The following is a 22,751-nucleotide window of genomic DNA, read 5'->3' on the forward strand; positions in this document are numbered from 1 at the left end:
AGTACTTCACAAATTTAAAAAATTAAAATAAAAAAAGAAAGAAAGGTGAATTTAAGCTGATTTTTCTTTATAATCCCAGTAATTTTTACCTTCCGTTTTTGAGGACGTCCCATGTCAAACTCATCTTGTATTATCATCGCCATCACGGGTGCATCCGCTTCAGGCAAAAGTTCCATCGCTTCTACCGTTCATAAAGAACTTTGCAACGAGTTAGGATGCCAAGAAATTGGGATTATTGCTGAAGACAGCTACTATAAAGATCAAAGCCATTTAGAGATGAGTGAGCGCATAAAAACAAACTATGACCACCCCAATTCAATGGATAGAGATTTACTCATTCAACACTTAAAAGACTTAAAAAACGGAACCGCCGTAGATATTCCTGTCTATAGTTACGTTGATCACACCAGAACAGGCGAAACCAAACATTTCACCCCGAAAAAAATTGTGATTTTAGAAGGCATCTTATTGCTCACTGATGAGCGAGTTCGCCAATTAGCCGATATTTCTGTCTTCGTGGATACGCCATTAGACATTTGTTTTATCCGCCGTTTACAACGTGATATGGAAGAACGTGGCCGTTCATTACAATCTGTTATTGACCAATACCGCGCAACTGTTCGTCCAATGTTCTTACAATTTATTGAGCCATCCAAACAATATGCAGATATCGTGATTCCTCGCGGTGGTAAAAACCGTATTGCGATTAATATGTTAAAAGCTCAAATTCTTCATTTATTAAACGAAAAATAGGAAAAATCATGCGTCTTTGCGATACCGATATCGAACGCTATCTAGATGATGGTATTATTTCTTTAACGCCTCGTCCTGACAACGACAAAATCAATGGTGCAACCATCGATGTGCGTTTAGGCAATTCATTTCGCGTATTTCGTGAACATTCAGCACCATATATTGATTTAAGTGGTCCGAAAGAAGAAGTTTCTGCTCAACTTGAATCAGTGATGAGTGACGAAATCATTATCGGTGATGATGAGGCCTTCTTCTTACACCCAGGTATGTTGGCGTTAGCCACCACATTAGAGTCTGTAAAACTACCCGCTAATATTATCGGTTGGTTAGATGGTCGTTCCTCTCTTGCCCGTTTAGGCTTAATGGTGCATGTGACCGCCCATCGTATTGATCCAGGTTGGGAAGGTAAAATTGTGTTGGAATTCTACAACTCAGGCAAATTACCTTTAGCATTGCGTCCTAATATGGTGATTGGTGCATTGAGTTTTGAAGTGTTAAGTGGCCCGGCTGCTCGCCCTTACACCAGCCGTAAAGATGCCAAATATAAACATCAGCAAAATGCAGTAGCTAGCCGAATTAATGAGGATTAATCAATGAAAAAGATCGCAATTAGCCTGTTGATCGTGCTGTTTGCGATCTTTGCTTTTTTTTATATTCAACTCAATCAACTGAAAAGCAGTATCGTCGAGCATTTGGTGCAATATGACATTCAAGTGAATGATTTTTCGGTAAACCTTCTACCACAGCCAACGGTGAATTTATCTGAGGTGAAATACCATCAACTTTCGGCTAAAAACCTTGAAGCTAAATTTGCGCTTTTTCCTCTTTTTTCAGGCAATCCGATTTTAGAAGAAGTACAAATCACTCATTTCAAACTGAGTGAACAAGCTGCAAACCATGCCAATATTCATGGTCGTTTTACTGATTTTTCACTTAAAAATATTTTTAACCAAAACATTGCGTTTAAAGGTGAAAGTGAGATTAGTTTTTCTCTTGATAAACCGATTTATGGCACAAACACAAAATATCAGTTTGCGTTTAGCAAGGGAAATATTAACCTAAACCATCAAGGCAAAAATCTGATTCAATTTGTCAATTCCCGTTTAAATCAACAACCACTGGGTTACATTGAAACTTACGTTGATTTCTCAAAACCGGTTAAAACAGTCAATGCCTATTTACAGCCAGATTGCCAATATTGTTTAGCCACTTTTAAATTTAGTCATAAAGAGCAACAAAGTGCGGTCAGTTTTTCGGGTAAAAATTTCCCAATGACACAGCTCACCGCCTTACTGAATTTTCCCAATACATTAACCGGTAATGCTGATTTTAATATCCAGCTCGCGCTAACCAATTCTGAACTCACCAAAGGAGAATTCAGTTTCGACACTCAAAATGGGGAACTTTTAGGATTAAATTTATTAGATATGGCGGCGCAGTATTTACCAATTAATTACAACAGTGATTTAACCGCCAGCAGAAATATGAACACGCCTTACGAGCGTCTTGAGTCACATCTTTTGTTTGAAAACCACTTACTCACAGTGGATAAAATAAGCTTAAAAACAACCGCACTTTTAGGTGAAGGTTCTGGAGCCATTGATTTAGATAATGTACAATGCGACGTCAATTTAACTTTAAGATCAACTGATGAAAAATACAAAAAACTAGCATTGCCTATTCGTTTTTTCGATAGCTGTTACGCCCCACAATATAAGTTAAATATTGATAAAAATTTCCGTCATCAACTTAAGGAATTAATTAAAGAGAAATTAAAATAATGTCGTTTTACCAAAAAGCAGAAAAAACTCAATTTTGGCGCGTAGTTATCATGGCTTGCGCCGCTTTTATTTTTAATACCACGGAATTTGTACCAGTTGCTTTACTCACTGACATCGGACAAAGCTTTAATATGCAAACCTCTGATGTCGGCTTAATGATGACCGTTTATGCGTGGACAGTGCTCATCATGTCCCTGCCAGCAATGCTTGCCACTGGAAAAATGGAACGTAAAAGCTTACTCGTTAAGCTTTTCATCATTTTTATCATCGGACATATTCTTTCCGTAATTGCATGGAATTATTGGATTCTTCTTATTGCCCGTATGTGTATCGCGGTGGCCCATTCCGTATTTTGGTCCATCACCGCCTCTTTAGTGATGCGCGTTGCGCCTAAAAATAAAAAGACACAAGCCATTGGTATGTTAGCCATTGGTACATCATTGGCTACAATTCTCGGTTTGCCACTAGGACGACTAGTCGGTCAGCTAGTGGGATGGCGCATTACCTTTGCGATCATTGGGATATTAGCTTTGGTGATAATGTTCTTAATTATTCGTTTATTACCAACGTTACCGAGTAAAAATGCAGGGTCAGTTTCAAGTTTGCCTATTTTGGCTAAACGTCCACTATTAATTGGACTTTATACCACCACAGTCATTATTGTTTCGGCCCACTTTACAGCCTACACCTACATTGAGCCATTTATGATTCAAATCGGACAGATGGATCCTAATCTCGCCACTATGATTCTCTTGGTCTTTGGTATTTCAGGTGTAACAGCGAGTGTGATTTTTAACCGATTATACCGTTTAGGTGCCGCACAATTTATTATCCATGCAATTCTGCTATTAGCTATTTCCTTAGGATTTATGCTTACTTCAGCTGGCTATACCGCAACAATGTTTGCCTTAGCCTTTATTTGGGGAATTGGCATTTCCTGCATTGGTTTAGCACTACAAATGCGAGTATTACAACTTGCACCCGATGCTACCGACGTAGCAACAGCCATTTTCTCGGGTATTTTTAATGCGGGAATTGGAGCGGGAGCACTCTTCGGGAATCAAATTATGCGACATGTAGGACTTGAATACATTGGCTTTAGTGGTGCAGCGTTAGCCATTATTGCACTAGGTATCTTCGTCTTCTTCAACTTACGCTATCGCAATCAAAACGCCTAAAAAAATGACCGCACTTACTCAAGTGCGGTCATTTTCTTTTCTCTTTTCTAATCGAGATGGAAGCAAGCAATGAGCTTACCATCAGGATATTTTTCCAATTTAGGCTGCTCATTTCGACATTTATCAGTCGCTTTCCAACAACGTGGATTAAATGCACAACCTTTTGGTGGATTAATCGGACTTGGTAATTCTCCGGTTAATTTAATCCGTTGACGACGTAATTCAGGTGACAATCTTGGTGTCGCTGAAAGCAAAGCTTGCGTATAAGGATGTTGTGGATTTTTAAAGATCTGCGCTTTTGTGCCCATTTCAACACAACGACCTAAATACATCACCATCACTTCATCAGCAATGTGTTCAACCACCGAAAGATCATGTGAAATAAAGACATAAGATAAACCAAGCTCAGCTTGTAAATCCATCATCAAATTCAGCACTTGTGCACGAACAGATACGTCTAAAGCTGAAACAGGTTCATCCGCTACAACCACGTCAGGATCAAGCATTAGACCACGAGCAATCGCGATACGCTGACGTTGACCACCCGAAAACATATGTGGATAGCGATCATAAAACTCGGCACGCAATCCCACTTTCGCCATCATGGATAACACTTTTTCTTTACGTTCTTTTGCCGATAGATTGGTATTAATGACTAATGGTTCTTCCAAAATTGTGCCGATTTTCTTACGCGGATTTAGTGATGCATAAGGGTTTTGAAACACAATTTGGATTTTCTGACGGCGCAATACTTTCGTTTCGTGATCATTCACTAAGAAATTTTGTCCGTTATAATATAACTCACCTTCTGTCGGTTCTTCTATCATTGTCAAAAGACGACCAAGTGTCGATTTACCACAACCTGACTCACCCACTACGGCAAGAGTTTTACCTCGTTCTAAGGAAAAAGACACGCCATCTAATGCTTTCACTTGCTGTGTTTTAGCAAACATCCCTTTTTTGACAGGATAATATTTCTTCAGCCCAATGGCATTGAGCAATGGTGCATTTTCTTGTGCGACATCAGACATTGCTAGGTTCTCCTTGGGCATTTAATGGGGTATGACATTTTACTTGTCTGTTTCCTACTTGGCGTAATTCAGGCTCAAGAGTTCGACAAAGATCGGTCGCATACGGACAGCGTGGATTTAGCAAACAACCTTGTGGGCGATCGTATTTACCTGGCACCACTCCGGGTAAAGATTGCAAACGAGATTTACCTTCTGCAAACTCAGGTAAAGAACGCAATAACGCTTGAGTATAGGGATGCTTGGGTTCACGGAAAATATCTTCTGCTCGTCCTTCTTCCACTACTTGTCCTGCATACATCACAATAATACGATGCGCCGCTTCTGCGACTAACGCAAGATCGTGCGTAATCAGAATCAACGACATACATTCTTTTTGCTGTAACTCAAGCAACAAATCTACAATTTGAGCTTGAATGGTCACATCCAGTGCGGTGGTTGGTTCATCTGCAATGAGCAATCTCGGTTTACATGCAATCGCCATAGCAATCATAACGCGTTGGCTCATCCCGCCAGAAAGCTGATGAGGATAAATATCAATACGTGATTCAGGATCAGGAATACCGACTAAACGTAATAGCTCTAAGGTGCGTTCACGGCGCTCTTTTTTGCTGCCACCCTGATGCGCTTTAATCGCTTCCATAATTTGTAAACCCACCGTATAAGCCGGGTTTAAGCTTGTCATTGGATCTTGGAAGATCATGGCAATATCTGCCCCAACTAATTCCCGCTTTTCTTTTGGTGGTAAGCTTAAGAGATCTTTTCCTTCAAATTCTAAGCCTTTCGCTGAAACACGCCCTGGAAAATCAATTAAGCCCATCACAGCAAGGGAACTTACTGATTTCCCTGAACCCGACTCGCCAACAATACCTAACACTTCGCCTTGATTAACTTGGTAGCTAATACGATCCACCGCTTTAAAAGGTGCTTTTTCATCACCAAAATGAACAGAAAGCGCTTTTACATCTAATAATGCCATTCTGCCCCCTATTGTTTTAATTTTGGATCGAGCGCATCACGCAACCCGTCGCCCATTAAGTTAAATGCTAAAACAAGTGATAAAATTACTAAACCTGGAATAGTAACCAACCAGTTTGCAGCCTGCATAAAGCTACGTGATTCAGATAACATTGTCCCCAATTCAGGTGTGGGTGGTTTGGCACCAATACCTAAGAAACCTAAAGTCGCTAATTCTAAAATCGCATTAGAAATCCCCATTGTCATTTGCACGATAAGCGGTGCAAGGCAATTTGGTAAAATGACAATAAACATTAAACGTAATACGCTTGCTCCCGCTACGCGAGAAGAGGTGACATAATCTCTGTTTTTCTCATTTAATACTGCCGCACGTGTTAAGCGCACATAACTTGGAATCGAAACCACGGCAATCGCCAACGTCGCATTCGTTAAAGAAGGCTCTAAAATTGACACCACCACAATGGTTAAAAGCAAGTTTGGGATAGCCAACATAATGTCAATAAAACGAACAATTAATGTATCTAATGCCCCACCATAATAGCCTGCAAGCAAGCCAAGACTCGTCCCTAAAATGCAAGATAAAATCACAATAATGAAACCCGCAAAAACAGAAATGCGTGTACCATAAATAATACGAGAAAGGATATCTCGACCAATGTCATCTGTACCCAGTAAATAAGCAGAATTACCACCGTCATACCAAGCTGGTGGTAGCAATAAAGTTGAACGATTTTGTTCGATAGGATCAAAAGGTGCTATCCAAGGGGCAAAAATACTGATTAATGCCACAGCAAGGATAAAAGTGAGCCCAATCACTGCCCCTTTATTTTGTTTGAAATAAAACCAAAACTCCTGCAACGGTGTGCGAGGAGCAAAGGTTTCAATAGATAGAGTTTGTTCCGTCATTAATAAGGCTCCTTATTGATGGCGAATACGTGGGTTTACCACGCCATAAAGTAAATCGATCGTCAAATTCACTACAATAATAATTGTAGCAATAATCAACACGGCGCCTTGTAAGACGGGATAATCGCGATTGGTAATAGCATCAATAATCCATTTACCAATGCCCGGCCATGAGAAAATCGTTTCGGTTAAAACCGCACCGGATAATAACTGTCCTACAATCAAGCCCACAACCGTCACGACGGGGATAAGCGCATTGCGTAGTGCATGAAAAATGACAATTCGGGTATAACTTAAGCCTTTCGCTTTTGCAGTACGAATATAATCTTCGCCTAACACTTCCAACATTGAAGAACGTGTCATTCGAGTAATTACTGCAAGTGGAATAGTACCTAATACAATAGCAGGTAGAATCAATGACTTAACTGCATTTTCAAAAGCACCTGGTACACCTGAAAGCCAAGTATCGATTAACATAAAACCGGTTGGTGTATCGATCCAGAAACTGTCTTCTAAACGTCCCCCTTGTGGCAAACCAAACCAAGGTGAAACATATAAAATCAAAATCAATCCCCACCAGAAAATTGGCATGGAATAACCGGTTAAGGACATAGCTGTTACGGTATGAGAAATCCAGCTATCTTTCTTTACAGCAGCAATCGTTCCTAGCGTAATACCGGCAATTAACGACCAAAATAGTGCAAAGAAAGCCAATTCAAACGTGGCAGGAAAAAGTGTGAAAAACTCTGTCAGTACAGGTTGTCGAGTACGGAATGATTCACCAAAGTCGCCTTGTATCACATTGCCAATATAGTTGAAATATTGCTGATACAACGGTAAATCGAGACCAAGTTGCTTCATCATTTGTTGATGAACTTCGGGTGTTAAACCTCGCTCTCCCATCATAATTTCCACAGGATCACCCGGAATAAAATGAATGAGAGCAAAAGTCACAAAAGTAATGGCGATAAAGGTAGGAATCACCATTAAAATACGTTTTAAAATAAATTTAAACATCTACTTCCCACATGATAAAAGTGCGGTCGTTTCTTCGAACGTTTTCGCACTGGCATATTGAATATGAACACTAATATTCATACTCGTTGCAATAAAATCCTCCCGATTCTACCGCACTTTTTCTAATTTTGCCAAATGCGCAATCAGCCACTTAATGCCTTGAGCTTGGAAAGCAATTTGTAAACGGGTGTTATTATCTGAGCCTTCAACATTTATAACAGTGCCAAAACCAAACTTTTCATGTTTCACTTTTTGCCCCATTTTCCATTCATTTTCTGGCAAACTCATGCTTAAACTCCCTACTTTCGCTTGGTTTAATGCTCGAGCCACCGTTCCGCGCAAACGGATTTCTTGAATACACTCTGGTGGCAATTCTGTAATAAAACGCGAAGGTAAATGACGTTCTTCTTTCGTATAAACACGACGGCTTTCCGCATAACAAATCGTCAGTTTTTGCTTAGCTCGTGTAATGCCCACATAAGCAAGACGGCGTTCTTCCTCCAAACGTCCAGGCTCTTCAAATGAACGGAAACTTGGGAATACGCCCTCTTCTACCCCCACCATAAATACGCGCGGGAACTCCAAGCCTTTTGCAGAGTGCAAGGTCATCATTTCTACACAAGATTGATGCGGCGAAGCCTGCTCTTCTCCCGCTTCTAAAGAAGCATGAGTTAAAAAGGCGGTAAGATCGGTCATATCCTCTGCTTCATCAGGTTTGATAAATTCTCGGGTTGCCGTCACCAATTCTTCTAAGTTTTCAATACGCACTTCACCTTTCTCACCTTTTTCTTGTTTATACATATCGTATAAGCCAGAATGTTTAATCACAAAATCAGTTTGTGCAAATAATGGCATTTCGGCTGTATCAACTTGTAAAGAATTAATCAACTCTTGGAAACGAAGCAATGCGGTTGAAGCACGTCCCGTTAGCATATTTTCTTGTGTGGCCACTTGCACTGCTTGCCATAAGGTAATTTGACGTTCACGGGTTAAATTTCGTAACACATCTAAAGTACGATCGCCAATACCACGCGTAGGCGTATTAATCACACGTTCAAACGCGGCATCATCTTGGCGATTATTAATTAAGCGTAAATATGCCAACGCATCTTTAATTTCTTGGCGTTCGAAGAATCGCATTCCACCGTAAATACGATAAGGAATTTGACAACGAATCAACGCTTCTTCAATGACACGAGATTGGCTATTACTACGATATAAAACAGCACAATCATCTAATTTCCCACCGTCATATACCCAGTTTTGGATTTGAGACGCCACGAATTTTGCTTCATCTAACTCATTAAATGCCGCATAAATACCCACTGGCTCGCCCATTTCACCGTCGGTCCATAAATTCTTACCGAGACGATCACTATTATTCGAAATAAGTTGGTTAGCACTTTTCAGAATATTGCCAGTAGAACGATAATTTTGCTCCAAACGAATCGTTTCAGCGTTGAAATCTTTTAGGAATTTTTGAATATTTTCGACTTGCGCACCACGCCAACCATAAATGGATTGGTCATCATCGCCCACAATCATCACTTTGCCCGTATTACCGGCAAGAATTTTGATCCAGGCATATTGGATTTTATTGGTATCTTGAAACTCATCCACCAAAATATGCTGAAAACGTTGCTGATAGCGTTGCAAAATCACCGGCTTTTTAGCAAATAATTCATACGCACGAATTAACAATTCAGCAAAATCCACCAAACCCGCACGATCACAAGTATCTTGATAAATTTGATAAATCTTAATCCACTCTTTTTCCTGGCGATCACCAAAATCATTAATATCTTGCGGTCTTAAACCTTCATCTTTTTTATTATTGATATACCAGCACGCTTGTTTCGGTGGAAATGCTTTATCGTCATAATTGTGCAATTTCATCAAACGTTTCACTAAACGAAGTTGGTCTTCAGAATCCAAAATTTGGAAATCTTGTGGCAAGTTTACATCTAAATGGTGAGCGCGTAATAATCGATGGGCAATGCTATGGAATGTGGCAATCCACATGCCAAATAAATTGGATTGAGCATGTTTGGATAAAGTATCTTGAATACGATGGCGCATTTCAGCAGCGGCTTTATTAGTAAAAGTTACCGCCATAATTCTACCTTCAGAAATATTTTCTACGGCAATCAACCAAGCAATACGGTGAGTCAGTACGCGAGTTTTGCCACTTCCTGCACCAGCAAGCACAAGGTAATTACCAAGTGGTGCTGCCACTGCTTCACGTTGTTTATCATTCAAGCCATCAAGTAATTCTGAAATATCCATTGCTCTTATTTTAATCTGGTTAAATTTACAGGGATTATAGTGGGAATTATATTTTTAAACAATCCTAATGTTTACAAATTTCCTCCGCCCGCTTAATATGAGCGCCCCAAACAAGAACGATAACTAAGATTAAAAAGAGAACCTATATGCCAATTAAAACAACATTAAAATTGACCGCACTTTCTACCCTTGTGGCACTCGCCTTCACGTCTCATGCACAGGCTGAAGGAAAACTCACTGTCTATTGCAGCGTACAAAACATACTATGCGAAAAAGTCACGCAAGCCTTTAGTAAAAAATACAATGTAGATGCACAATTTGTGCGTAATAGTACAGGCGTCGTATTAGGCAAAATTAAAGCTGAAAAAGAAAACCCACAAGCTGATTTCTGGTTTGGTGGCACCATTGAACCTCATCTTCAAGCGGCTGAATTAGGCTTACTTGAATCCTATCGTTCCCCATTACAAAAAGACATCATGCCACAATTTAAATCTTTAATGGAGCAACGTGGTAATTTCACTTCTATTATTTACTTAATGGAACTTGGCATTGGGGTCAATACTAAAAAATTGAAAGAATTGAATATTCCTGCACCAAAATGTTATGCAGATCTGATAAAACCAGAATATCAAGGTCAAATTCAATATCCAGATCCCCGTGTTTCCGGCACGGGCTACTCACTTGTCAGTACTTTTTCCACATTATGGGGAGAAGAAAAAGCCTTTGACTATCTGAAAAAACTAGAACCAAATCTCATGCAACATACCAAAACAGGTCTTGCGAGCAACTATTTGGCTAACGGTACCGTAGCGATTGATTTAGGTTTTATGCTGGTTTACCTGCGTGAGAAGAAAAATGGTGCGCCAGTTGAAGGCATTTTACCATGCGAAGGCGTAGGCTATTCTTTAGGTGGAGCAAGTATCATCAAAGGATCAAGAAACCTCGATAATGCTAAAATGTTTATGGATTTTGTGCTAAGCAAAGAAGCGCAAGAAATTCCGTGGCGAGAATCAGACTCTTATCAACTTCCAACAAATATTCATGCTGAACCGGCTCCTGGTTTCCTACCGGCTAGCAAATTAAAACTAGTGGATATTGATTTTATGAAATTTGGTACGGATCAAGAAGGCAAACACCTGACTCAACGTTGGGTCTCTGAAGTACTCTTAGAGGGTAAATCGCCAAAAGAATAAAAGGAATAAACAAAAAGTGCGGTCAAAATAAGAATGTTTTGACTGCATTTTTTTTAACATATGAAACTAAGCTAAAACAAATCGCTCTTTCCCAGAATAAATATTGGCTTTTCCTGGGCGAGCAAAGCCGATAAGGGAAAGATTGTGTTGTTCAGCCATATTGACGGCAAGATCTGTTGCTGCAGAAATCGCAACAAGTAATTCAATACCACAAGCTACCGATTTTTGAACCATTTCATAACTGGCTCGGCTTGAAACAAGTACAAATCCTTGCGGTTGATTTTGTTTAGCATGCCAGCCGATTAATTTATCTAGCGCTACATGTCGCCCGACATCCTCTCGAATCGCCAGTAAATTACCAGACAAATCAAAAAAGGCCGCTGCATGTGTTGCTCCTGTTTCTTTTCCGAGTTCTTGATTGGCTTGTAATTGTTCTAAGCAGCCATCTAATAAATTTAAATTAAATTGGAAAGTGCGGTCTAATTTTGGCAATTTTTTATAAACTTGTGAGATTTGTTCTGTGCCGCAAATGCCACATCCTGTTCTGCCTGTTAATGTTCGACGATGATCTTTTAATGCCACAAATTGACGGCTAGATAATTCAATTTGCACTTCAATACCATTGCATACTTCCACCACATCAATGCCATAAATATCTGCTTTTTTCTCAATAATACCTTCTGCGAGTGAAAAGCCTAAAGCAAAATCCTCTAAATCTCGTGGAGAACACATCATGACGGTATGCGCAATACCATTATAGACAAGTGAAACAGGGACTTCCGCAGCCAAACTATCTTGTTTTTCCACTAAAAGTGCGGTCGGATTTTCAGGTGTTTTTTTAAAAAAATTGATTGTTTTTTGGATTATCCAGTGCATTATTTTTCCCAATAAAATAGTTGTAGCAAAAATGTTACGATTTTTTAACAAAAAATGCTTATTTTGTGATCTAGCTCAAGTTTTAAAACGATTATAACAAGTTTTGATTATGGATTTTTGGTTAAAAAATAGTTAAAATCGGCTCCGTTTAAATTGGTCATTATTATAATCAATTTAATGGTTGATACGTTATTTTAACGAAATCAAATAAATTATCTATACGAATTTATACTATCGAAATATCTTAACGGTTCGCCGTTATGAAGGAGTGATTATGCAGGTCTCTAGACGTAAGTTCTTTAAGATCTGTGCAGGTGGTATGGCGGGGACGTCTGCGGCAATGTTGGGCTTTGCACCATCATCGGTCTTAGCAGCACCACGTGAATACAAATTATTACGGGCGTTTGAATCCCGTAACACCTGTACATATTGTGCAGTGAGCTGTGGTATGTTGTTATATAGCACAGGCAAACCTTACGATGCTTTAAGCAGCCATACAGGCACCAATACCCGTTCTAAATTATTCCACCTTGAAGGTGACCCAGACCATCCGGTAAGCCGTGGGGCATTATGTCCTAAAGGTGCTGGCGCGTTGGACTATGTTAATAGTGAAAGCCGTGCATTATACCCTGAATATCGAGCACCGGGTTCTGACAAATGGGTTCGCCTTTCTTGGGAAGAAGCAATCAAACGCATTTCTCGTTTACTTAAAGATGACCGTGATGCTAACTTTGTTGAAAAAGATGCAAGTGGCAAAACCGTTAACCGTTGGACTTCTACTGGTATTATGACCGCCTCCGCCATGAGCAACGAGGCCGCACTTCTTACTCATAAATGGGTGCGTATGTTGGGCATGGTGCCGATGTGTAACCAAGCGAATACTTGACACGGACCAACGGTAGCAAGTCTTGCTCCATCATTTGGTCGCGGTGCCATGACAAACAACTGGGTTGACATCAAAAACGCCAATCTTATTCTTGTTCAAGGTGGTAACCCTGCTGAAGCTCACCCTGTTGGCTTCCGTTGGGCGATCGAAGCGAAGAAAAACGGTGCGAAAATCATCGTGGTTGACCCTCGCTTTAACCGTACAGCTTCTGTAGCTGACCTTCATGCGCCAATTCGTTCCGGTTCTGATATCGCATTCTTAATGGGTGTGATCCGTTACTTATTGGAAACTAATCAAATTCAACACGAATACGTTAAACACTATACCAATGCTTCATTCTTAGTTGATGAAGGCTTCAAATTTGAAGATGGTTTATTCGTAGGTTTTGATGAAGAAAAACGTGCTTACGATAAATCAAAATGGAATTATCAATTTGATGAGAATGGTTTTGCTAAACGTGATATGACCTTACAAGATCCACGCTGTGTGATTAATATCTTGAAAGATCACGTTTCTCGCTATACCCCAGAAATGGTTGAACGTATCACAGGTGTAAAACAAAAACTCTTCTTACAAATCTGTGAAGAAATTGGTAAAACCTCTGCACCGAATAAAACCATGACGCACTTGTATGCGTTAGGCTTTACTGAGCACACAATCGGTACACAAAACATTCGCTCAATGGCGATGATTCAATTACTCTTAGGTAATATGGGGATGCCAGGTGGCGGTATTAATGCATTGCGTGGACACTCAAACGTTCAAGGTACAACAGATATGGGCTTATTGCCGATGTCTTTACCAGGTTATATGCGTCTACCAAATGACAAAGATAGCTCTTACGAACAATACATTAATGCGATTACGCCAAAAGATATCGTACCGAACCAAGTAAACTACTATCGTAATACGTCGAAATTCTTCGTGAGTATGATGAAAACGTTCTATGGTGATAAAGCAACCAAAGAAAATGGTTGGGGTTTCGATTTCTTACCAAAAGCAGACCGCTTATACGACCCTATCACTCATGTTAAGTTAATGAATGATGGCAAATTGAACGGTTGGATTTTACAAGGTTTCAACGTATTAAACTCATTACCGAACAAAAACAAAACTGTTGCAGGTATGAGCAAATTGAAATTCTTAATCGTAATGGATCCGCTTCAAACTGAATCTTCTGAATTCTGGAAAAACTTTGGTGAATCAAACAATGTGAATCCAGCAGATATTCAAACTGAAGTATTCCGTTTACCAACCACCTGTTTCGCAGAAGAAGATGGTTCTATTGCTAACTCTGGTCGTTGGGCACAATGGCACTGGAAAGGCTGTGACCAACCAGGTGAAGCGTTACCAGATGTTGAAATTCTTTCTATGATTCGTGAAGAAATGCATCACCTTTATCAAAAAGAAGGTGGTCGTGGTATCGAATCTTTCGAAGCAATGACTTGGAACTATGCTCAACCGCATTCACCAAGTTCTGTAGAATTAGCAAAAGAATTGAATGGTTACGCACTTGCTGATCTTCTCGATGCAGATGGCAACGTCATGTATAAAAAAGGTCAATTACTTAACGGATTCGCTCACTTACGTGATGATGGTACAACTTCATCAGGTAACTGGATCTATGTGGGTCAATGGACTGAAAAAGGTAACCAAACTGCAAACCGTGACAACTCTGACCCATCAGGTTTAGGTTGTACATTAGGTTGGGGCTTCGCATGGCCGGCAAACCGTCGTATCCTTTACAGCCGTGCTTCACTTGATATTAACGGTAATCCTTGGGATAAACACCGTCAATTAATCAAATGGAACGGTAAAAACTGGAACTGGTTAGATGTAGCTGACTATGGTACGCAACCACCAGGTTCTGATGCAGGTCCATTTATTATGTCTGCAGAAGGTGTAGGTCGTTTATTTGCTGTAGATAAAATTACAACGGGTCCATTACCTGAACACTATGAACCAATTGAAAGTCCGATTGACACTAACCCACTACACCCAAGTGTAGTTTCTGATCCGACTGTTCGTATTTATAAAGAAGACCGTGAATTTATCGGTTCAAACAAAGACTTCCCTTATGTGGCAACAACTTATCGTTTGACCGAGCACTTCCACAGTTGGACGGCTCAATCTGCGTTAAATATCATCGCTCAACCACAACAATTCGTGGAAATTGGTGAGAAATTAGCAGCAGAAAAAGGCATCCAAAAAGGTGATATGGTGAAAATTACTTCTCGCCGTGGCTACATTAAAGCCGTTGCAGTAGTAACAAAACGTTTGAAAGACTTAGAAGTCGACGGGCGTACCGTACATCACGTGGGTATTCCAATTCACTGGAATATGAAAGCCTTAAATGGTAAAGGTAACCGTGGTTTCTCCACCAACACCTTAACACCATCTTGGGGTGAAGCAGTCACTCAAACACCAGAATATAAAACATTCTTGGTAAACATTGAGAAAGCGGAGGCATAATATGGCAGGAAGTGGTCAAGGCGTTCAATCGCAAGACATTATCAAGGTCTCCGCTACGTCTGGTTTAACACCAGCACCTCAAGCGCGTGATCATAAAGTTGAAGTAGCAAAATTAATCGACGTATCCACCTGTATCGGTTGTAAAGCCTGTCAGGTGGGCTGTTCAGAGTGGAATGACATCCGTTCTGATGTTAATGCTCAATGTGTGGGGATCTACGATAACCCAGTAGATCTCAACGCAAAAGCATGGACGGTAATGCGCTTTAACGAAGTAGAAGAAAATGATCGTTTAGAATGGTTAATCCGTAAAGATGGTTGTATGCACTGTTCAGAACCAGGCTGTTTAAAAGCTTGTCCTGCACCAGGTGCAATCATCCAATATGCGAACGGTATCGTGGATTTCCAATCTGATAAATGTATCGGTTGTGGTTACTGTATCGCTGGTTGTCCGTTCAACATTCCACGTATGAACCCAGACGACAATCGCGTGTATAAATGTACCCTTTGTGTGGATCGTGTTTCTGTAGGCCAAGAACCGGCTTGCGTGAAAACATGTCCAACCGGTGCAATTCGTTTTGGTTCTAAAGAAGAAATGAAACTTTACGCAGAACAACGTGTTGCTGACTTAAAAGCGCGTGGTTACGAAAACGCAGGCATCTACGACCCTGAAGGCGTAGGTGGTACACACGTAATGTATGTATTACACCATGCTGATAAACCAGAACTTTATTCAGGATTACCAAAAGATCCACAAATCGACCCAACAGTTACCTTGTGGAAAGATATCTTGAAACCAGTAGCCGCTGTGGCAATGGGTGGTTTAGCGCTTGCTGAAATCGGTCACTACTTAGCTGTAGGTCCAAACGTAGAAGAAGATGTGGAAGATCATCACCACACATTTGAAGAAGAAGATAGAAAAGGGGGCAAAGATGAGTAAGATTGAGATTAGCAATGATACTCGAATCATTCGTCATAGAACGCCTGCTCGTTTTAGCCACTGGCTACTCGTAATCTGCTTCTTTATGACGATGTTCACTGGTGTGGCTTTCTTCTTCCCAGATTTTGCGTGGTTAACTGAGATTTTAGGTACCCCGCAACTGGCACGAGCAATTCACCCGTTCACCGGTATCATTATGTTCGTTGCCTTTATTTTCCTTGGCTATCTTTACTGGGATCACAACATTCCAGAGAAAAACGATATCCGCTGGTTAAAAGGCATGCTTGAAGTATTGAAAGGAAATGAACATGCTGTTGCTTATAACGGTAAGTATAACCTTGGTCAAAAAATGTTATTCTGGACATTGAACTTGGCGATGGTTACCTTGCTTGTAACCGGCATCATTATGTGGCGTCAATATTTCTCACACTACTTCTCTATCCCAGTGTTGCGTTTTGCGATTTTACTTCACTCACTAAGTGCATTCATGTTGTTCACCGGTATCTTGGTACACATGTACATGGCATTCTGGGTGAAAGGCTCCATTCGTGGTATCGTGGAAGGCTGGGTAACCGTTCGCTGGGCGAAAAAACACCACCCTAAATGGTATAACGACGAAGTACTTCCTAAGCTAGAAGAAGATCTTAAAAACGAGGCTGAAGGTAAAAAAGTAAAAACCAAAGCATTGTTCAAAGGTATCAATGGCTAAAATCAAAAAGTGCGGTTAAAATGACCGCACTTTTTCTTATCAATACTTAAGAGACTATTATGAGTATCAAAATCTTATCTGCAGACGAAATCAAACAAAAAACGAATTCATACGATATTCCGCCTGTGCTATTTGCTAACCCTAAAAATCTTTATCAACGTCGTGCAAAACGTTTAAGAGAATTAGCGAAAGATCATCCATTGGCTGATTATTTACTCTTTGCTGCAGATGTTGTGGAAAGCCAATTAAGCGTATTTGAAAAAAATCCATTAGAAAAACAGCATTTCGATAATTTAAATGAACTTGAACCGTTAAATACTAAAACATTTAAACGCTCAAGCATTTGGATTGAATATCTCAAAGAAATTTTACATAGCATTAAACCAAAAGCAAATGAACAGGTTCTTGCTACCATTGAAAATCTTGAAAAAGCCTCAGAGAAAGAGCTTGAAGAGATGGCTAGCCATCTTTTAAGCCAAGAATTTAATTTAGTGAGCACAGATAAAGCTGTCTTTATCTGGGCGGCACTTTCTCTTTATTGGTTACAATTGGCTCAACAAATTCCTCATAACAGCCGCCAAGAAGGCACAGATAACCTACATTACTGCCCTGTTTGTGGTTCTGCACCCGTGTCAAGTGTTGTCCATATCGGTACTTCACAAGGTTTACGCTATTTGCACTGCAATCTCTGTGAAAGTGAGTGGAATTTAGTGCGCGCACAATGCACAAACTGCAATGAACACAAAAATCTTGAAATGTGGTCATTAAATGAAGAGCTTGCACTCATTCGTGCTGAAACCTGTGGCGATTGCCAAAGCTATTTAAAAATCATGTTCCAAGAAAAAGATCCGAATGTTGAAGCGGTAGCAGATGATTTAGCATCAATTTTCTTAGATATTGAAATGGAAGAAAAAGGCTTCGCTCGCAGTGGATTAAATCCATTTGTCTTCCCTGCAGAAGAAGTGTAATGTCTTATTTTTCAGGTAAACAAAGTGCGGTCAAAATTGATCGCACTTTTTCATTCTAGAGATAACATGCCATCACGACAGCATTTTCTCGTCCACCATCTGGTTTGGGATAATAATTCTTACGAATATCAACCTCATTAAATCCCAGCTTTTCATAAAGGAATCGAGCAGGATTCGATTCACGCACTTCAAGCCAAAGCGTTTGAATGCCTTTCTCTTTAAGCTTATCCATTAAACCTTGCAATAAAAACGAACCGTAGCCCTTTCCTTGTTGAGCGGGGTCAATCGCAATATTAAATAATGTGGCTTCATCTAATACCGTTTGGCAAATAGCAAAACCCAGCACTTTCTCCTTTTCCACTAATTTCAAATTGAGATAACGCTCGCCGACATTATTTTTCAATGTTCCCAATGACCAAGGCACAAGATGTGCTGCTTGTTCAATTTCATATAAGCGATCCATATCGTATTCTTCAATAGGAAAAAGAGAAGGCATCATGATTAAATTTGTTGGATTTGTTGCCAAAGCTCACGCTTAGCTTGGCTATTTTGCTGGAATTGTTGCCAATCAACAGAGCGATAAACACGCTCTGCATTTAAGCAATAAGGCAAAGTGCGGTCGATTTCATCAGCATTTTCAGCCAATAACCAATACCGCACAGAATGCTGTAAAGTAATATGTTGGATTTGAGCGAAATTCAGGCAAAGACAATCTTCTTTTTTGAGCTCTAGCGCAAGTCGAACATCTGCAAAAAGTGGTGAACTCGAAAGATTATCATTGGCCACCACAATAAATTTCACTTGTTCTGAAACACTCACACCTACCGCCCCTTGCAATACTTCTGGACGATAGAGCTGCCAACGGGTTATCCCCATTTCATTTAAAAGAAGATTGCGTCTATCCATAGATTAACGAGCGATAGTATCTAACGGATAATCTCTTAAACCATTAACAATCGCTTTTTCTTGCGCATCTGTTGGTTTTTCTTGATACGCTTTTAAGCTACGGAAAGAAAGAATGTTTTTCGCTTGATAAATCACGGCGATAAAACGTTGGAAATCTTTACCATCACAAGCATAGTAAACATCTGAAGCGTTACCAATCATTTTTAACTCACATACTTTTTTGTTTGCATCAAGATATTTTGTTGTTAATGCAGGAACATGAGAAACATCTTTTAAATAATAGGTTTCACTCATAATGAATTTACGATTACTACGATCTACGCTTGCTGCACCACTTAAGAAACGCGGATCTTCTGATTTATCAAAGGCTTTTGTTTGTTTATAGAATTTCTCACCATTGAATGTGACTTCTTGGTTACCTTTTTTAATGCGCTCAAACTGTGCATCTAAGCTTTGTGCTTGTGCCGCTGATAATTCAACCGTTGAGCTAGTTGGTAAGGTTGAAGGTTGTTGCTTGCTACCTTGAAGTTGTTCGATTAATTGACAGCCGGACAATAAACTTGCCATTGCGACTGCAGTGATGATTTTTTTCATAAATAATTCCTTAATAAATACGTTTAAATCGTTTTCTTTTGTTAGAATAGCGCGTAATTTTAACCAATAAACCACAGGATTTAAAGCGTGATTTCTCTCGAAAGCGAAGTTTTACAACGCCATCTTCCCCTTTTTAGCGGTAAATCAATTCTTCTTGCCGGCGGCATTAATGATGATTTTCCTCAAATATTGCAAAAACATTGCCAATCCGTGCAGGTTTGGAGTTGGTATTTTGATTATGCCAAAACCCAAAGTGCGGTCAATTTTGAGGTTGAATTTCAGCCGCAAGCCGATTTGATTATTTATTATTGGACGAAGAATAAACAAGAAGTGAATTTTCAGCTGATGCAACTACTCGCCAAAAGTAAAATTGGTCAAGAAGTGTTAATTATCGGTGAAAATCGTTGTGGTGTCCGCTCTGCTGAAAAACTGCTTGAACCTTATGGTGAAATTGGCAAAATCGACTCTGCGCGTCGTTGCGGTTTATACCATTTTTCCTTACAAAAACAACCGCACTTTGATCTTCAATCTTATTGGAAATCCTATCAAAATGATGCATTAGGTGATCTCCGTATTTACAGCTTGCCGGGTGTATTCAGTGCCAATGAACTTGATAGTGGCACGTCGCTTCTACTTTCTACCCTAACATCACCAATTCAAGGCAAAGTATTAGATGTTGGTTGTGGTGCGGGTGTCATTGGTTCCATGATCAAAAAACATCATCCTAAAGCGGATGTTACAATGACTGATATTCATGCAATGGCAATTCAATCTGCTCGTCAAACGCTTGCTGAAAATCAGCTTGAAGGTCAGGTTATCGCAAGCGATGTGTTTTCCCACATTGAGGGAAAATTTGATCTGATTATTTCAAACCCACCTTTCCACGATGGAGTTGATACCGCTTATCGTGCGGTGAAAGAACTTATTCAACAGGCTAAATGGCATTTAACGGCAGGCGGAGAACTACGTATCGTTGCTAATGCATTTCTACCCTATCCCGATTTATTAGCACAACATTTCGGGAAATTTGAAGTCCTTGCTCAAACCACCAAATTTAAAGTGTATTCCGTGAGAAATTAAGGAGAAAACAATGTTTGTAACCAGTTCAGCCATTCAAAATGGTGCTTTTGAAGACAAATATGGTAAACGCGGCACACAATTTAGCCCAAATGGTATGCCAACCTACTCTATTCCATTTGAAATTCACGATGCACCTCAAGGCACTAAATCCTTTGCAGTTGTCTTAGAAGATAAAGACGCAATTACTGCAAGTGGCTTTGTGTGGATTCATTGGCTTATTGCAGATCTTGAACGTACAGTTATTCAAGAAAATGAAAGCCAAACCGCAACAGATTATGTGCAAGGTGCAAACACTTGGGCGAGTAAATTAGGTCAATTTGATATTGAAGAAGCCTCATTCTATGGCGGTATGGCACCACCAAACTGTTTACATCGTTACGAGCTTATTGTGTATGCGCTCAATACTAAACTAAACCTCAAACCTGGATTCCGTTTTAATGATCTACATTTTGCGATGCAAGGGCATATTTTAGATCAAGCTGTGGTAATAGGCACCTATGATGTTTAATCATTTATAGATCATCCTAAAAATGCCATAAAAAATGACCGCACTTCGATAAAGTGCGGTCATTTCTTTTAGGATTTTATAATGTAATTTTATTTGTATCTTTTACTAATTTCGCATGCGCTTTTTTCTGCTCTTTCATTTTCGCGCTCACTTCTCGACGTTGAGTAGAAAGATCCGCATTACGAATATTATACTCATCCACACGTCCTTCATAGTCATCACGCATATTTTCGATAATCGCACGAACATCTTCAATGCTCATATCATCGTGAATATATTGATTTAAGTTATCCAACAACAACACTCTTTTTTGATTGTCGCGAATTTTACGGTTGTTATCTTCAATGTCTCGCTTAAGTTTATTTTTTAAACGATATAAACGTACATACTCTAACACTTCTTGGAAGGATTTATTTACATTTCCCATGATCGACTCTCTCAAAGTTAAAAACAAACTTTAGGTAATGTAGCTTTTTTTTTCGTCTCCGTCAAAAGCTTAAATTTAAATTGATGGATTAGATCAAAAAACTGTTTGATTTAGTTGATTATCCTATTCGGTAGTGGTAAAAATGAAGAATCTATTCAAAATAAAATAAGGAAACACAATGTCAAAAGTCTTTAATTTTAGTGCTGGTCCAGCCATGATTTTCCCTGAGGTACTACACAAAGCACAAGCTGAGCTCACTAACTGGCTTGATCAAGGTGTGTCTGTGATGGAAGTCAGCCACCGTGGCAAATATTTTATGGAATTGATTACTCAAGCAGAAAAAGATCTGCGCGAAGTGTATCACATTCCAGATAACTATCGCGTGTTATTCCTACAAGGTGGCGCTCGTGGTCAATTTGCGGCATTACCGATGAACTTAATCGGTGAGAAAGGCAAAGCGCTTTACTTAAATAGTGGCCACTGGTCTGCAACTGCAGCGAAAGAAGCACGTAACTTTGCTGAAATTGATGAAATTACCATTGTTGAAAATGGTGAGCATACACACATCACCAATCTTGATTTCAGCGAAATCGCTGAACAATACGATTACGTTCACTATTGCCCAAATGAAACCATCAGTGGTGTGGAAATTTTTGATGTACCAAATGTTGGAAATGCTGTTCTCGTGGCAGATATGTCATCTAATATCCTTTCTCGTGAAATTGATATTAGCAAATTTGGTGTCATTTATGCGGGTGCGCAAAAAAACCTTGGTCCCGCAGGAATTACGCTCGTGATTATTCGTGATGATTTAATTGGTCATGCTCGCCAAGCAACCCCATCTATTTGGAATTACGCCACACAACGTGACGCCGACTCCATGATCAATACCCCACCAACCTTTGCTTGGTATCTCTGTTCATTGGTCTTCAAACATATTCAAGCAATCGGTGGCTTAAAAGAAATTGCAAAACGTAACGCAGTGAAAGCACAAACCCTTTATGACTACATTGATAGCAGTAAACTCTATCGTAACGTCGTGGCTAAAGAAAACCGTTCAACCATGAATGTGACATTCGTAACAGGTAATCCAGAGCTTGATGCTAAATTTGTCGCAGAATCTACAGCTGCCGGTCTTCAAGCCTTAAAAGGCCACAAAGTGCTAGGTGGTATGCGCGCCTCTATCTATAATGCGATGCCATTAGAGGGTATACAAGCGCTCATTGAATTCATGAAAAAATTTGAAGCTGAAAATAGCTAATTATCTG

The 22,751-nt window shown here is 39.8% G+C and carries 22 protein-coding genes; 12 read left to right on the plus strand and 10 right to left on the minus strand.

Features of this window, described 5'->3' with window-relative positions; all coding sequences use genetic code 11:
- Window positions 1-111: 111 nt before the first annotated feature.
- From udk to DX522_RS01630, 4 genes are read left to right on the plus strand one after another with little or no spacing between them, the layout of a single operon-like run.
- Window positions 112-753 (plus strand): uridine kinase, encoded by a 642-nt coding sequence (udk, locus tag DX522_RS01615; protein WP_065244381.1) that lies wholly within the window; start codon window positions 112-114, stop codon window positions 751-753.
- An 8-nt stretch (window positions 754-761) separates the two neighbouring features.
- Window positions 762-1,343, plus strand: a complete 582-nt coding sequence (gene dcd, locus DX522_RS01620) for a dCTP deaminase (protein WP_065244380.1) — start codon at window positions 762-764, stop codon at window positions 1,341-1,343.
- A 3-nt stretch (window positions 1,344-1,346) separates the two neighbouring features.
- Window positions 1,347-2,534, plus strand: a complete 1,188-nt coding sequence (locus DX522_RS01625; RefSeq protein WP_115179588.1) for an AsmA-like C-terminal region-containing protein — start codon at window positions 1,347-1,349, stop codon at window positions 2,532-2,534.
- The gene (locus DX522_RS01630) at window positions 2,534-3,712 is read left to right on the plus strand and encodes a sugar transporter (protein ID WP_115179589.1); all 1,179 of its coding nucleotides are present in this window, start codon (window positions 2,534-2,536) and stop codon (window positions 3,710-3,712) included. The genes DX522_RS01625 and DX522_RS01630 overlap by 1 nt, the downstream gene beginning before the upstream one ends.
- A gap of 47 nt (window positions 3,713-3,759) precedes the next feature.
- On the opposite strand, the gene DX522_RS01635 is transcribed toward DX522_RS01630, so the two are convergent.
- From DX522_RS01635 to uvrD, 5 genes are all read right to left on the minus strand, one after another.
- Window positions 3,760-4,743, minus strand: a complete 984-nt coding sequence (locus DX522_RS01635) for a peptide ABC transporter ATP-binding protein (protein ID WP_115179590.1) — start codon at window positions 4,741-4,743, stop codon at window positions 3,760-3,762.
- Window positions 4,736-5,719: a dipeptide ABC transporter ATP-binding protein gene (gene dppD / locus DX522_RS01640; RefSeq protein ID WP_115179591.1), complete on the minus strand. Its 984-nt coding sequence runs from the start codon at window positions 5,717-5,719 to the stop codon at window positions 4,736-4,738. Before dppD ends, DX522_RS01635 begins: the two co-directional genes overlap by 8 nt.
- A gap of 8 nt (window positions 5,720-5,727) precedes the next feature.
- Window positions 5,728-6,624: an ABC transporter permease subunit gene (locus DX522_RS01645; protein WP_115179592.1), complete on the minus strand. Its 897-nt coding sequence runs from the start codon at window positions 6,622-6,624 to the stop codon at window positions 5,728-5,730.
- 12 nt (window positions 6,625-6,636) lie between these two features.
- Window positions 6,637-7,641 carry an ABC transporter permease subunit gene (locus DX522_RS01650; protein WP_049355977.1) on the minus strand — a complete coding sequence of 335 codons (1,005 nt, stop codon included), beginning with the start codon at window positions 7,639-7,641 and terminating at the stop codon, window positions 6,637-6,639.
- A 108-nt stretch (window positions 7,642-7,749) separates the two neighbouring features.
- Window positions 7,750-9,927 (minus strand): DNA helicase II, encoded by a 2,178-nt coding sequence (gene uvrD, locus DX522_RS01655; protein WP_115179593.1) that lies wholly within the window; start codon window positions 9,925-9,927, stop codon window positions 7,750-7,752.
- A gap of 146 nt (window positions 9,928-10,073) precedes the next feature.
- Between uvrD and DX522_RS01660 the strand changes: the two genes are divergently transcribed.
- Complete coding sequence (locus DX522_RS01660) at window positions 10,074-11,120, plus strand: ABC transporter substrate-binding protein (RefSeq protein WP_115179594.1); 1,047 nt, start codon at window positions 10,074-10,076, stop codon at window positions 11,118-11,120.
- Window positions 11,121-11,186: 66 nt separating this feature from the next.
- Here DX522_RS01660 and fdhD read toward each other — a convergent pair whose 3' ends face one another.
- A complete protein-coding gene (fdhD, locus tag DX522_RS01665; protein ID WP_115179595.1) occupies window positions 11,187-11,996 on the minus strand; it encodes a formate dehydrogenase accessory sulfurtransferase FdhD in 810 nt (269 codons plus the stop codon).
- Between the two features lie 274 nt (window positions 11,997-12,270).
- Between fdhD and fdnG the strand changes: the two genes are divergently transcribed.
- The 4 genes from fdnG to fdhE are packed head-to-tail and all read left to right on the plus strand — an operon-like array spanning window position 12,271 to window position 17,968.
- A complete protein-coding gene (gene fdnG / locus DX522_RS01675) occupies window positions 12,271-15,354 on the plus strand; it encodes a formate dehydrogenase-N subunit alpha (RefSeq protein ID WP_151197594.1) in 3,084 nt (1,027 codons plus the stop codon).
- A gap of 1 nt (window position 15,355) precedes the next feature.
- Window positions 15,356-16,291, plus strand: a complete 936-nt coding sequence (gene fdxH / locus DX522_RS01680) for a formate dehydrogenase subunit beta (RefSeq protein ID WP_049362185.1) — start codon at window positions 15,356-15,358, stop codon at window positions 16,289-16,291.
- Window positions 16,284-17,000 carry a formate dehydrogenase subunit gamma gene (locus DX522_RS01685; RefSeq protein ID WP_049355964.1) on the plus strand — a complete coding sequence of 239 codons (717 nt, stop codon included), beginning with the start codon at window positions 16,284-16,286 and terminating at the stop codon, window positions 16,998-17,000. The genes fdxH and DX522_RS01685 overlap by 8 nt, the downstream gene beginning before the upstream one ends.
- Window positions 17,001-17,059: 59 nt before the next feature.
- A complete protein-coding gene (gene fdhE / locus DX522_RS01690; protein WP_115179597.1) occupies window positions 17,060-17,968 on the plus strand; it encodes a formate dehydrogenase accessory protein FdhE in 909 nt (302 codons plus the stop codon).
- Between the two features lie 55 nt (window positions 17,969-18,023).
- Here fdhE and rimI read toward each other — a convergent pair whose 3' ends face one another.
- The 3 genes from rimI to DX522_RS01705 are packed head-to-tail and all read right to left on the minus strand — an operon-like array spanning window position 18,024 to window position 19,468.
- The gene (gene rimI / locus DX522_RS01695; protein ID WP_075875207.1) at window positions 18,024-18,464 is read right to left on the minus strand and encodes a ribosomal protein S18-alanine N-acetyltransferase; all 441 of its coding nucleotides are present in this window, start codon (window positions 18,462-18,464) and stop codon (window positions 18,024-18,026) included.
- Between the two features lie 5 nt (window positions 18,465-18,469).
- Window positions 18,470-18,874 (minus strand): DNA polymerase III subunit psi, encoded by a 405-nt coding sequence (locus tag DX522_RS01700; RefSeq protein WP_115179598.1) that lies wholly within the window; start codon window positions 18,872-18,874, stop codon window positions 18,470-18,472.
- 3 nt (window positions 18,875-18,877) lie between these two features.
- Window positions 18,878-19,468 (minus strand): hypothetical protein, encoded by a 591-nt coding sequence (locus DX522_RS01705; protein WP_115179599.1) that lies wholly within the window; start codon window positions 19,466-19,468, stop codon window positions 18,878-18,880.
- Window positions 19,469-19,555: 87 nt separating this feature from the next.
- On the opposite strand from DX522_RS01705, the gene rsmC reads away from it, so the two are divergent.
- Window positions 19,556-20,548, plus strand: a complete 993-nt coding sequence (gene rsmC / locus DX522_RS01710; RefSeq protein ID WP_115179600.1) for a 16S rRNA (guanine(1207)-N(2))-methyltransferase RsmC — start codon at window positions 19,556-19,558, stop codon at window positions 20,546-20,548.
- Window positions 20,549-20,558: 10 nt separating this feature from the next.
- Entirely contained in the window at window positions 20,559-21,056 is a 498-nt protein-coding gene (locus DX522_RS01715) for a YbhB/YbcL family Raf kinase inhibitor-like protein (RefSeq protein WP_115179601.1), read from the plus strand.
- 76 nt (window positions 21,057-21,132) lie between these two features.
- On the opposite strand, the gene DX522_RS01720 is transcribed toward DX522_RS01715, so the two are convergent.
- A complete protein-coding gene (locus DX522_RS01720) occupies window positions 21,133-21,483 on the minus strand; it encodes a DUF496 family protein (RefSeq protein ID WP_115179602.1) in 351 nt (116 codons plus the stop codon).
- Between the two features lie 178 nt (window positions 21,484-21,661).
- On the opposite strand from DX522_RS01720, the gene serC reads away from it, so the two are divergent.
- The gene (serC, locus tag DX522_RS01725) at window positions 21,662-22,744 is read left to right on the plus strand and encodes a 3-phosphoserine/phosphohydroxythreonine transaminase (RefSeq protein ID WP_115179603.1); all 1,083 of its coding nucleotides are present in this window, start codon (window positions 21,662-21,664) and stop codon (window positions 22,742-22,744) included.
- The last annotated feature ends 7 nt before the right edge of the window (window positions 22,745-22,751 follow it).

The sequence above is a fragment of the Haemophilus parainfluenzae genome, assembly GCF_900450995.1.
Lineage (GTDB): Bacteria > Pseudomonadota > Gammaproteobacteria > Enterobacterales > Pasteurellaceae > Haemophilus_D > Haemophilus_D parainfluenzae_O.

What these genes read in the sequence shown, in the direction of transcription:
- DX522_RS01685 (WP_049355964.1), top strand. Translation starts at nt 16,284, where the DNA reads ATGAGTAAGATTGAGATTAGCAATGATACTCGAATCATTCGTCATAGA.
- DX522_RS01705 (WP_115179599.1), bottom strand. Translation starts at nt 19,468, where the DNA reads ATGAAAAAAATCATCACTGCAGTCGCAATGGCAAGTTTATTGTCCGGC.
- uvrD (WP_115179593.1), bottom strand. Translation starts at nt 9,927, where the DNA reads ATGGATATTTCAGAATTACTTGATGGCTTGAATGATAAACAACGTGAA.
- DX522_RS01630 (WP_115179589.1), top strand. Translation starts at nt 2,534, where the DNA reads ATGTCGTTTTACCAAAAAGCAGAAAAAACTCAATTTTGGCGCGTAGTT.
- DX522_RS01625 (WP_115179588.1), top strand. Translation starts at nt 1,347, where the DNA reads ATGAAAAAGATCGCAATTAGCCTGTTGATCGTGCTGTTTGCGATCTTT.
- DX522_RS01645 (WP_115179592.1), bottom strand. Translation starts at nt 6,624, where the DNA reads ATGACGGAACAAACTCTATCTATTGAAACCTTTGCTCCTCGCACACCG.
- fdhD (WP_115179595.1), bottom strand. Translation starts at nt 11,996, where the DNA reads ATGCACTGGATAATCCAAAAAACAATCAATTTTTTTAAAAAAACACCT.
- DX522_RS01700 (WP_115179598.1), bottom strand. Translation starts at nt 18,874, where the DNA reads ATGGATAGACGCAATCTTCTTTTAAATGAAATGGGGATAACCCGTTGG.
- DX522_RS01720 (WP_115179602.1), bottom strand. Translation starts at nt 21,483, where the DNA reads ATGGGAAATGTAAATAAATCCTTCCAAGAAGTGTTAGAGTATGTACGT.
- serC (WP_115179603.1), top strand. Translation starts at nt 21,662, where the DNA reads ATGTCAAAAGTCTTTAATTTTAGTGCTGGTCCAGCCATGATTTTCCCT.
- DX522_RS01715 (WP_115179601.1), top strand. Translation starts at nt 20,559, where the DNA reads ATGTTTGTAACCAGTTCAGCCATTCAAAATGGTGCTTTTGAAGACAAA.
- dppD (WP_115179591.1), bottom strand. Translation starts at nt 5,719, where the DNA reads ATGGCATTATTAGATGTAAAAGCGCTTTCTGTTCATTTTGGTGATGAA.
- fdxH (WP_049362185.1), top strand. Translation starts at nt 15,356, where the DNA reads ATGGCAGGAAGTGGTCAAGGCGTTCAATCGCAAGACATTATCAAGGTC.
- DX522_RS01660 (WP_115179594.1), top strand. Translation starts at nt 10,074, where the DNA reads ATGCCAATTAAAACAACATTAAAATTGACCGCACTTTCTACCCTTGTG.
- rimI (WP_075875207.1), bottom strand. Translation starts at nt 18,464, where the DNA reads ATGCCTTCTCTTTTTCCTATTGAAGAATACGATATGGATCGCTTATAT.
- fdhE (WP_115179597.1), top strand. Translation starts at nt 17,060, where the DNA reads ATGAGTATCAAAATCTTATCTGCAGACGAAATCAAACAAAAAACGAAT.
- udk (WP_065244381.1), top strand. Translation starts at nt 112, where the DNA reads ATGTCAAACTCATCTTGTATTATCATCGCCATCACGGGTGCATCCGCT.
- DX522_RS01650 (WP_049355977.1), bottom strand. Translation starts at nt 7,641, where the DNA reads ATGTTTAAATTTATTTTAAAACGTATTTTAATGGTGATTCCTACCTTT.
- DX522_RS01635 (WP_115179590.1), bottom strand. Translation starts at nt 4,743, where the DNA reads ATGTCTGATGTCGCACAAGAAAATGCACCATTGCTCAATGCCATTGGG.
- dcd (WP_065244380.1), top strand. Translation starts at nt 762, where the DNA reads ATGCGTCTTTGCGATACCGATATCGAACGCTATCTAGATGATGGTATT.